10 protein-coding genes and 2 pseudogenes are annotated in these 9,748 nt (G+C 41.4%); 8 read left to right on the forward strand and 4 right to left on the reverse strand.

Annotated features, from left to right (window positions below):
* Positions 1 to 65 precede the first annotated feature (65 nt).
* A pseudogene (locus Q0C11_RS13465) lies at positions 66 to 398 on the reverse strand (transposase); the annotation flags it as partial.
* A gap of 353 nt (positions 399 to 751) precedes the next feature.
* Here Q0C11_RS13465 and iscR point away from each other — a divergent pair.
* The 8 genes from iscR to Q0C11_RS13505 all read left to right on the forward strand — a co-directional run bounded on the left by iscR (position 752) and on the right by Q0C11_RS13505 (position 7,767).
* Positions 752 to 1,222 (forward strand): Fe-S cluster assembly transcriptional regulator IscR, encoded by a 471-nt coding sequence (gene iscR / locus Q0C11_RS13470; RefSeq protein WP_293008827.1) that lies wholly within the window; start codon positions 752 to 754, stop codon positions 1,220 to 1,222.
* A gap of 149 nt (positions 1,223 to 1,371) precedes the next feature.
* Entirely contained in the window at positions 1,372 to 1,713 is a 342-nt protein-coding gene (locus tag Q0C11_RS13475; RefSeq protein ID WP_293008829.1) for an iron-sulfur cluster assembly accessory protein, read from the forward strand.
* A 125-nt stretch (positions 1,714 to 1,838) separates the two neighbouring features.
* Positions 1,839 to 3,275 carry a Fe-S cluster assembly protein SufB gene (gene sufB, locus Q0C11_RS13480; protein WP_293008831.1) on the forward strand — a complete coding sequence of 479 codons (1,437 nt, stop codon included), beginning with the start codon at positions 1,839 to 1,841 and terminating at the stop codon, positions 3,273 to 3,275.
* Entirely contained in the window at positions 3,272 to 4,066 is a 795-nt protein-coding gene (gene sufC / locus Q0C11_RS13485) for a Fe-S cluster assembly ATPase SufC (protein WP_293008833.1), read from the forward strand. The genes sufB and sufC overlap by 4 nt, the downstream gene beginning before the upstream one ends.
* The gene (gene sufD / locus Q0C11_RS13490) at positions 4,063 to 5,370 is read left to right on the forward strand and encodes a Fe-S cluster assembly protein SufD (protein ID WP_293008835.1); all 1,308 of its coding nucleotides are present in this window, start codon (positions 4,063 to 4,065) and stop codon (positions 5,368 to 5,370) included. Before sufC ends, sufD begins: the two co-directional genes overlap by 4 nt.
* On the forward strand, positions 5,367 to 6,626 hold the full coding sequence (locus Q0C11_RS13495) for a cysteine desulfurase (protein ID WP_293008837.1): 1,260 nt from the start codon (positions 5,367 to 5,369) through the stop codon (positions 6,624 to 6,626). Before sufD ends, Q0C11_RS13495 begins: the two co-directional genes overlap by 4 nt.
* The gene (sufU, locus tag Q0C11_RS13500) at positions 6,626 to 7,096 is read left to right on the forward strand and encodes a Fe-S cluster assembly sulfur transfer protein SufU (protein ID WP_293008839.1); all 471 of its coding nucleotides are present in this window, start codon (positions 6,626 to 6,628) and stop codon (positions 7,094 to 7,096) included. The genes Q0C11_RS13495 and sufU overlap by 1 nt, the downstream gene beginning before the upstream one ends.
* 110 nt (positions 7,097 to 7,206) lie before the next feature.
* On the forward strand, positions 7,207 to 7,767 hold the full coding sequence (locus Q0C11_RS13505; RefSeq protein ID WP_293008841.1) for a NifU family protein: 561 nt from the start codon (positions 7,207 to 7,209) through the stop codon (positions 7,765 to 7,767).
* Between the two features lie 54 nt (positions 7,768 to 7,821).
* On the opposite strand, the gene Q0C11_RS13510 is transcribed toward Q0C11_RS13505, so the two are convergent.
* The 3 genes and pseudogenes from Q0C11_RS13510 to Q0C11_RS13520 form a co-directional block, all read right to left on the reverse strand.
* On the reverse strand, positions 7,822 to 8,385 hold the full coding sequence (locus tag Q0C11_RS13510) for an elongation factor P (protein WP_292920613.1): 564 nt from the start codon (positions 8,383 to 8,385) through the stop codon (positions 7,822 to 7,824).
* A 77-nt stretch (positions 8,386 to 8,462) separates the two neighbouring features.
* Entirely contained in the window at positions 8,463 to 9,599 is a 1,137-nt protein-coding gene (gene earP, locus Q0C11_RS13515; RefSeq protein WP_293008843.1) for an elongation factor P maturation arginine rhamnosyltransferase EarP, read from the reverse strand.
* 34 nt (positions 9,600 to 9,633) lie between these two features.
* Positions 9,634 to 9,748: pseudogene (locus Q0C11_RS13520) on the reverse strand (IS1595 family transposase); the annotation flags it as partial.

Below are 9,748 nucleotides of genomic sequence, written 5' to 3' on the forward strand. Positions count from 1 at the left end.
AACTGATTGCTCCCTAAATTCCTGGCTATATTGTGCGCGGGGTAATTCCATCTCCATCCTCCATTTCATGTTCTCATTTTATGAAACTTCGGACTCCATGAAAATAAGCATACCTCAGTGATGCTGGCATCGACATGACAGCCCTGAGTCACCAAGATGTCGTGCCCCTGGATCTGTTGATTGATCTTCTCCAGCAAACCATCCCATGCATGCGCTTGTGTTAATCGTGTCCTGAAACGAGACAGTACCGAATGATCCGGAACATCGTCTTCTAAACTCAGGCCCAAAAACCGCATCACGTGCAGATTCGCGTTAGCCATGTCTTCAACTGATTCATCGCTGAGTCCACCGTGCCAAATTCCTGTCAGCAACATTTTGAACAGCAGCAGACCGGGATAGGCAAAACGGCCTGCGGCATCATATGTGGGGCATAATGTTCAGCGATTGCTTTTTCTATCAGTACCCAATTAATTGAGTACTCGATTTGATTGAGAAAGTTTCCTTTGCGAGCGCCGCGGGTGACATCAATCTCTGAAAGATTCATATCAATTAACCCAATAGCATGATTCAAAACGTTATTATATTTTCATCCGTAACTGAAAATGACTCTAATCGTGCAAAATCCCCATCTTTTTTATAGTTGACTAAATCAATCGGGTATTATATAGTTGACTAAATCAATAGGGTATTATATAGTTGATCAAATTAATCAGGTATTATTTTTGCAAACACTCAATTTAGAGGATCAATCATGAGACTAACTACAAAAGGAAGATTTGCGGTAACCGCGCTACTTGATCTTGCTTTGCAGCAAAGTAACCATCCAATAACACTTGCAGACATCAGTCAAAGGCAAAAGATTTCCTTATCGTACTTGGAGCAGTTATTTGCAAAGCTGCGTCAATCTGAATTAGTAGATAGTGTTCGTGGCCCAGGAGGTGGTTATTGTCTTTCAAAAGACTTAGATAAGGTATCAATCGCCGACATTATTCTTGCGGTTGATGAGCCTATCGACGCAACGCAATGTGGTGGTAAAGAAAATTGCCATAACGATGGTAAGTGTATGACGCATGATTTGTGGGCAAAATTGAATGAGCTTATTTTTGAATATCTTGGAGCTGTTACACTTAAGGAGTTAGTTGATAATCAGATAACTCAGCAGACTGAAGCAGTCGTGCCACTACTTGATATGCGGCGTGAAACAACTGCTGCATACAATTGAGCATTGATTTTTTAGAAGATTTTCAGTTCTTAAAAGCTTAACAATTGTTTTGTCGATAAATTGCTTTAGAACAATATTATTAAGTCTGTGTCTAATCTGATTAACATAAGCTTTTGCTTATACGAAGAAATAATATATTGGACTAAGTTATGCTAATTACATTAACTGAAAATGCTGCGAAACATATCCAGCAACAAATTGCTAAGCGTGGTAAAGGGCTTGCACTCAGAGTGGGGATTAAAAAATCGGGCTGTTCAGGATTTTCTTATACATTTGATTATGCTGATGAGATAAAGCCCGACGATCAGTTATTTGAGTCACATAAAACGAAAATAGTGGTAGATAGACAGAGCCTACCTTACTTGGATGGTTCTCAAATTGATTTTGTCAAGGAAGGACTCAACAGTTCTTTCCAGTTTATCAATCCGAATATTGATAGCACATGTGGTTGTGGTGATAGTTTCAGTATAAAAGAATCTGCTCAGATTTAATTGGCAGCAATCTCGATTATAGCGTTGTTTCCGGCCTGCCTATAAGTAGGTCGTTGTGATGCAATTTAGGATTGTAAGATACCTGTTTCAAAATATATAAATACTAAAATAAAGGAAGATACCAAATGAGTGCAGTATTGCAAAATCTGGTTAATCAACCGTATAAACACGGCTTCGTTACTGAAATTGAGTCTGATATCGCACCCAAAGGACTCAATGAAGATATTATTCGATTAATTTCAGCTAAAAAGAATGAACCTGAGTGGCTTTTGTCATTTCGTCTGAAAGCTTATCAGAAATGGTTGACGATGACGGAGCCTGAGTGGCAAAACGTTCATTATCCGAAAATTGATTTCCAAGCAATCAGCTATTATTCCGCGCCGAAGCCTAAGAAAAAATTGGCTAGCATGGATGAGGTTGATCCCGAATTATTACGTACATTTGAAAAGCTTGGTGTGCCGATGCACGAACGCGCAGCCTTGGCAGGTGTCGCTGTCGATGTTATCTTTGATAGTGTTTCAGTAGCGACGACCTATAAACAGAAGCTTGCTGAAGTGGGTATTATTTTTTGTTCCATTTCTGAGGCTGTGCATACCCACCCTGAACTTATTCAGAAATATCTGGGAACAGTTGTTCCTGTTGGTGATAATTACTTTGCAGCTTTGAATTCTGCTGTATTTACTGACGGTTCTTTCTGCTTTATTCCTAAAGGTGTTAAATGTCCGATGGATCTATCCACCTATTTTCGCATTAACACAGAAGGATCCGGACAGTTTGAGCGCACACTAATCATTGCTGAGGAAGACGCTACGGTTTCTTATCTTGAAGGTTGTACTGCGCCTAGATTTGATACTAATCAATTGCATGCTGCTGTCGTTGAGCTGGTCGCATTAGATAATGCAGATATTAAATACTCAACAGTTCAAAACTGGTATGCCGGTGACGAGAATGGTATTGGGGGCATCTACAACTTTGTTACTAAGCGAGGTCTGGCAAAAGGCAAGAATTCCAGAATTTCATGGACACAAGTAGAAACCGGTTCTGCAATCACGTGGAAATATCCATCATGCATATTACGGGGTGATAATTCTGTCGGAGAATTTTATTCGGTCGCAGTAACCAATAATTATCAACAAGCCGATACTGGGACGAAAATGATTCATCTCGGGAAGAATACGCGCAGCACTATAGTGAGTAAAGGTATTTCGGCTGGGCACTCTAATAGTAGCTATCGTGGTTTGGTACGTATTTCTCCAACCGCCGAAGGTGCACGAAATTACTCGCAATGTGATTCCATGCTCATTGGCGATCAATGCGGCGCACATACTTTTCCTTACATTCAAGTTCATAATAACAGTGCAATCGTTGAACATGAGGCTTCTACTTCTAAAATTGGTGAAGATCAGCTTTTTTATTTTTCACAACGCGGCATTGATGCGGAAGAAGCTGTTTCTATGATTATTAATGGTTTTTGTAAGGATGTATTTCAACAATTGCCAATGGAATTTGCTGTTGAAGCTACTAAGCTTCTTAGCTTTAAGTTGGAAGGAAGTGTCGGATGATTATTAATAATAGTAAAACCCTTCTCTTGGTTCAGGGACTACGAGCCAGTATTAATGGTACAGAAATTCTAAAAGGTATTGACCTCACGGTGAAAAGTGGAGAGATTCATGCGATCATGGGTTTGAATGGATCTGGAAAAAGTACTTTGGCAAAAGTGCTGGCAGGCCACTCCGCGTATGAAATTACAGAGGGAACCATTCGATTTGAAGACAAAGATTTATTGGAGTTGGCGCCTGAGGATCGTGCGCGCGCCGGATTATTCTTGGCTTTTCAATACCCTATCGAGATTCCAGGCGTAGCAAACACGCAATTTCTTCGTCTTGCCTATAATACAATCCAAGCTCAGCGAGGCAAAGAAGAGCTGGATCCTCTCGAATTTGATGATTTTGTCCGCGAAAAAATGAAATTATTAGATATGAATCCCGATTTTCTGGATCGTAGTGTCAATGAGGGATTTTCAGGTGGTGAGAAGAAACGTAACGAAATCTTGCAAATGGCCTTACTAGAGCCGAAATTGAGCATTTTGGATGAAATGGATTCCGGGCTCGATATCGATGCGCTTAAAACTGTAGCCAATGGCGTTAATCAGATTACAAATAAAGACAATGCCACGATTCTAGTGACACACTATCAACGTTTGTTGGATTATGTTGTGCCGGATTTTGTGCATATCATGCAGTCAGGTAGCATAGTTATGACGGGGGGCAAGGAATTAGCTCTTGAACTGGAGATGCGTGGTTATGATTGGATTACTGCAAATAAACAATCAATTGCCGGAGCAATTGCATGAGTGAAACAGTTACTACTGATTATCTTGATTGCTTACTAAAATCTTGGTCTACGAAATCAAACAAGCCGTTATCATGGTTGAATCAATTACGTGCTCGCGCAATTGATTATGTCAGCACACAGAGATTGCCCACAAAGCGCGACGAAGAATGGCGTTTCACTGATATCTCAGCGCTTGCTCGTTTATCGTTCCAATCTGTGCAATCGCACACTGATCTGCAAGCGCAAGATATTGAACACTTGCATCTAAAAGAAGCAAAAAATTCTTTGGTGTTTGTGGACGGTCATTATTCTGAACAATTGTCGACCATTGTTGATCCTGCGACACTCGTAATTGGCGATTTATCAGAATTTTTATTAACTCATGCGGCAATTCTTGAGTCTCACTTTGGGCAATACGCAAAATTTGATAACAACGTATTTGCGGCGCTCAATACCGCGTTTCTTCGTGATTGCGCATTGATCATTGTGCCAAAGAATACCGCCATCGCAGATCCCGTTCACTTATTGTTCATTGCGACACAATCAGAAGTGACCAGTTATCCACGCTGCTTGATAATTGGAGAGCCTGGAAGTAACGTAACATTTGTTGAAGATTATGTCTCTCTGCGAGAGGCTGCCTATGTTACAAATTCGGTAACAGAAATTTGTTTGTCTGCGAATGCGCATGCCATGCACATTAGAATTCAACGTGAAAACACACAGGCTTATCATCTGGCAAATTGCGCGGTTTCATTGGCTCATGGAAGTAACTATCAATCGGTCAGTATTTCATTGGGGGCACAGATTTCTCGCTACAATCTGGATGTCCAGCTAATTGACGAAGCTGCAGAATGCACTATTGATGGACTTACGCTGATTTCAGATAATCAATTAGCCGATACGCATACTTGCATTGATCACATAAAGCCAAATGGAACCAGTCGCCAGCAGCATAAATGTATTGTCAATGATAAAGCGCATGCTGTGTTTAATGGGAAAATTATTGTACGGCCTCATGCACAGCAAACAAATTCATCACAATCGAGCCGTAACTTATTACTGAGTAAAACTGCACAAGTAGACACTAAGCCACAGCTAGAAATTTTCGCTGATGATGTCAAATGCGCGCATGGTGCAACAGTCGGGCAGCTTGATCAAGAAGAAATCTTTTATCTGGAAAGCCGTGGTTTATCGGAAACAGCTGCACGCAGTTTATTAACTTACGCTTTTGGCGCAGAAATAATCAATCGTATTCCCGTAAGCTCGCTCAGGCAGCAACTGGAACAAACTGTACTTAATCAGACACAGGTTAATAAATTATGAATTCAGTCAATGTTTCTCTGAAATCAGAAATTACTTCTGATGTCGATTGGGGAAGAATTCGCTCTGATTTTCCTATTCTTGATCTTAAAATTGATGGAAAACCGCTTGCCTACCTTGACAATGCTGCATCCAGTCAAATGCCGCAATTTGTCATTGATCGCTTAGTACGTTATCAAACTAAACAACACGCGAATATCAATCGTGCCGTACATTATCTCTCTGAAGTTGCTACGCAGGAATATCATGATGCACGATGCAAATTGCAACAATTCATCAATGCACACGAAGACAGAGAAGTTATTTTTACTAGTGGCACCACTGATTCCATTAACTTGGTCATGCAAGGATATGGACGTAAGTTTATTAAAGCGAACGATGAAATTATTCTTACAACCTTGGAACACCACTCTAATATCGTTCCGTGGCAAATGCTGGCTAATGAAAAGGGAGCAAGAATTCGTGTCGTTCCAATTAATGACAATGGCGAATTGGAAATTGGCGAATATGAAAAATTGTTTAATGAGCGTACTAAATTTGTCGGTTTGATCCATGTTTCGAATGCACTCGGCACAATCAATCCAATTAAAAGAATGATTGATTTCGCTCATCGATACGATGTGCCGGTATTGATTGATGGCGCGCAAGGTGCTCCTCACATGTCTATTGATGTACAAGCGCTTGACTGCGATTTTTATGCATTCTCGGCGCATAAACTATGCGGTCCAACCGGCGTAGGCATACTTTATGGCAAAGCCGCTCTCCTAGAATCCATGCAGCCCTACAAAGGAGGCGGGGATATGATTGCGTCGGTAACTTTTGAGGAAACGATCTATAACACCATTCCTCACAAGTTTGAGGCGGGTACTCCACCTATTGCCGCTGCTATTGGTTTTGGCGCTGCCATTGATTATTTGACAGCTATTGGTCTCGAGAATATTGGCGCATATGAATCCACACTACTTGATTATGCAACAGACTGTCTTGTCCAAATCCCTGGTGTTAAGATTATTGGCACAGCGAAAGAAAAAACTGCCGTCATTTCTTTCACCGTCGATGGAGTCCATCCTCATGATATTGGAACCATCTTAAACCAGGATGGTATTGCCGTTCGCACTGGGCATCACTGTGCACAGCCTGTCATGCAGCGATTTAATGTACCGGCTACTTCCCGTGCCTCATTTGCTTTCTATAATAACAAAACAGAGGTTGATGCCTTAGTTGCCGGAATTAAAACTGTTCAGAAGGTTTTTTTATAATGCATGCCAATTCTCTGTATCAGGAGGTCATACTCGACCATAACAGAAAACCACGTAATTATGGCAAACTGGATCAAGCCAGTCATCATGCGGTTGGTCACAATCCATTGTGCGGTGATCGCTTGGATATTACGTTGCAGCTTGAAAATGAACAGATCTGTGATATTGCATTCCAAGGAGAATCCTGCGCCATCTGCAAGGCTTCCGCATCAATGATGACAGCAGCGGTTAAAGGAAGGTCTCGCGCAGATGCAGAAATACTGATTCACGAATTTCGCGAATTGACCACCGGAAAATTGGATATCGGTCATCCGCACCATCTTGGACGATTAACGGTTTTCTCCGGCATTCGCGACTTACCGACGCGGGTTAAATGCGCAATTTTACCATGGCACACACTGCATGCCGCGCTTAACTCCATTTCTAGTACATCCACTGAAGCTAATAATGAATCCACGCAAGCGGTGTAAAATCATCCTTCTAGTTGATAGCATCAATAAAGGTCTGCGCAATACATTCATTTAGCAATCCATGCTGCATGTAATAGCAGCTTCAATACATTATTTTAATACTGAACAAAATGCCAAAAATTGCTGACATTGAAGGAACGCCCAATAAAAACGCTTTGAAATTCATTCTTAAAGAACCACTGACATGGGGTGTGGCGCGTTCATACGATAATGTTGAGGCCGCCAGAGATGACCCATTAGCGTCTGCACTATTCGATATTGATCATGTCACGAATGTTTTTTATATCGATCATTGGATCACTGTCACTCAGGACGGTGAAGCCAATTGGCAAGACCTGGCGCGAGATATTGCCGATCCCATCCGTGCAGCGCCGGCGGCTTCTGCGCAATCTGCTGAAACTGTCGCTACTGCTAACGAGGCTCTTGTTAACTTGAGTCCGGAAGATCAATTGCGTCTGGAAAGAATCAATATTTTATTAGATGAAGAAGTGCGTCCTTATCTGCAGAGTGATGGTGGTGATTTGCATATCCTAGGACTCGAAGGTAACATTTTACACATCCATTACCAGGGTGCATGTGGGACATGCCCCAGCTCTATTTCAGGCACATTGAGAGGAATTGAGAATATGCTCAAGACTATTGAACCTGATATTCAAGTCGTCGCCAGTTAATAGCCAAATAAAAAGGTGACAAAAGTTACCTTTCTGTGAATTCATTGGGATATATCAAACACGCTTTCTGAATTCATTGTTGTGTGGGGCAATCTCTATTTTATCGCCAATCTCTACGAAAGCTGCCACTTGAATTTCAAAATTTGTTCCTGCAAGCCGAGCTGGTTTCATGATTTTACCCGTCGTATCGCCTCGTACTGCAGGCTCGGTATACTCAACTTCACGTACAATTGTATTGGGTAACTCGACAGAAATCGCCTTGCCATCGTAGAAAGTTACCTGACATACATCTTCCATACCATCGGTTAAGTAATTCAGAACGTCTGACATGTTGTCAGCTTCAACCTCAATTTGATTATAGTCGGCATCCATAAAAACATAGAGCGGATCGGCATAGTAGCTATATGTGCAGTCTTTTCTATCCAGAACCACTAAATCGAATTTTTCATCCGCTTTGTAAACGGTTTCGGTTGTGGTGCTGGAAAACAAGTTCTTTAACTTCATTTTAACCACAGATGCGTTACGGCCAGACTTGGTAAATTCTGCCCGTTGCACAACCATGGGGTCATTACCAATCATTATGACGTTACCTGATCGTAGTTCCATTGCGGTTTTCATAGTTCAATTCCAAATTGTAAGTTAGAAGCAAGATTAATGTGCTATCAATAGTGAACTTTGAGTTCAAAAAGCAAAGATTATAGCCGATTTTCTGCAAGCCGCACCAGATTGGACGCCAAATCTTCCAGTTTTAGTAATTGATTGACCCAGTTTTTATTATGTTGTGTCAAAGACCTGTGAAACGCTGCGAAGTTCTCCCAAATCAGGTTATTCATTTCATATTTCCCATTCCAACAGTGCCACATTGCTTGCACAGCAGATGCAGCTTCCGCTGGTAAACCTGCCATATAGAGCGTAAGAAATGCATCCAGTTTATTCCAATGAACATCCTCCTGCTGAGGATAAATATTCCAGATAAAAGGCTTAGTCGCCCATTGCGCACGTACAAAAGAATCTTCACCTCGCACAAAATTGAAGTCGCAACTCCATAGCATTAAATCATAATCCGTTTGTTCCATAAAAGGAATAATCTGAATAGTCAGTCGCTTATAGTGTATTAATGCTTCAATATGGGATGATGCATGATTAAACGATGCTGCAATACGATTAGCAACAATTCCTTGCGGTACGATCAGTAAAACAGGCACTGTAGATTCTGATAATATTTGAATAAATTTTTCAATGGGTGCCTTTTCATAACAAAACAAAGAGATACGTATTTCATCATCTTTTCTGTTGAGTAGGCTCTTGCGTTGTAAAAATGCCTGCTCCGCTCTCTGGTCAAAGGCATCTTGTCGTGCCAGTAAATTCTTTTCTCGCAGCAAGCCGCCACTACCCAATACAAAACCCGGGAAAAAAAATGTTTTGGTTAAACAAAAGCGGGGATGCGGTGAAGGTAGGCCGTGGTATTGAGTTACCCAAGGCTCGGCACTAAGATATTCCAGGTTAATCCAAATGGGATGGTTTTTTTTCAGTAACATCGCGGTTACATACATCTCGGGCAGTTCGCACGCAAATGCTTCAATGACCACGTCTGCCGGTTCAACTTCCACAAACGCCTGTTGCCAGTAGCAAACCTCAACGCATTGGATATTTTGTTGCTGTACCTGAGGATTTGCATTCGGTACTATAGTGGCAAAGCTGACTAAATCATCGATCCATAACCGCACTGACTGATCATGTTCATGGGCCAGTTGTTTGGCAAGGCGCCAACACACGCCAATATCACCAAAATTATCAATAACTCTACAAAAAATATCCCATTGGCGTCGCATTGAGCTATCGGCAGGTTATGTGCGAAATCTTTGGCTATGTCACAATTAGTTGTTGAACCTGCCTTGTTTTGCCAAGAGATGCTATAAAACAAAGGATTGGTGTAATACTTTGACCGAGACGGTCAATCATTCTGTGCCATCCGAGGTAA

Source organism: Nitrosomonas sp., from assembly GCF_022842015.1.
Classification (GTDB): Bacteria; Pseudomonadota; Gammaproteobacteria; order Burkholderiales; family Nitrosomonadaceae; genus Nitrosomonas.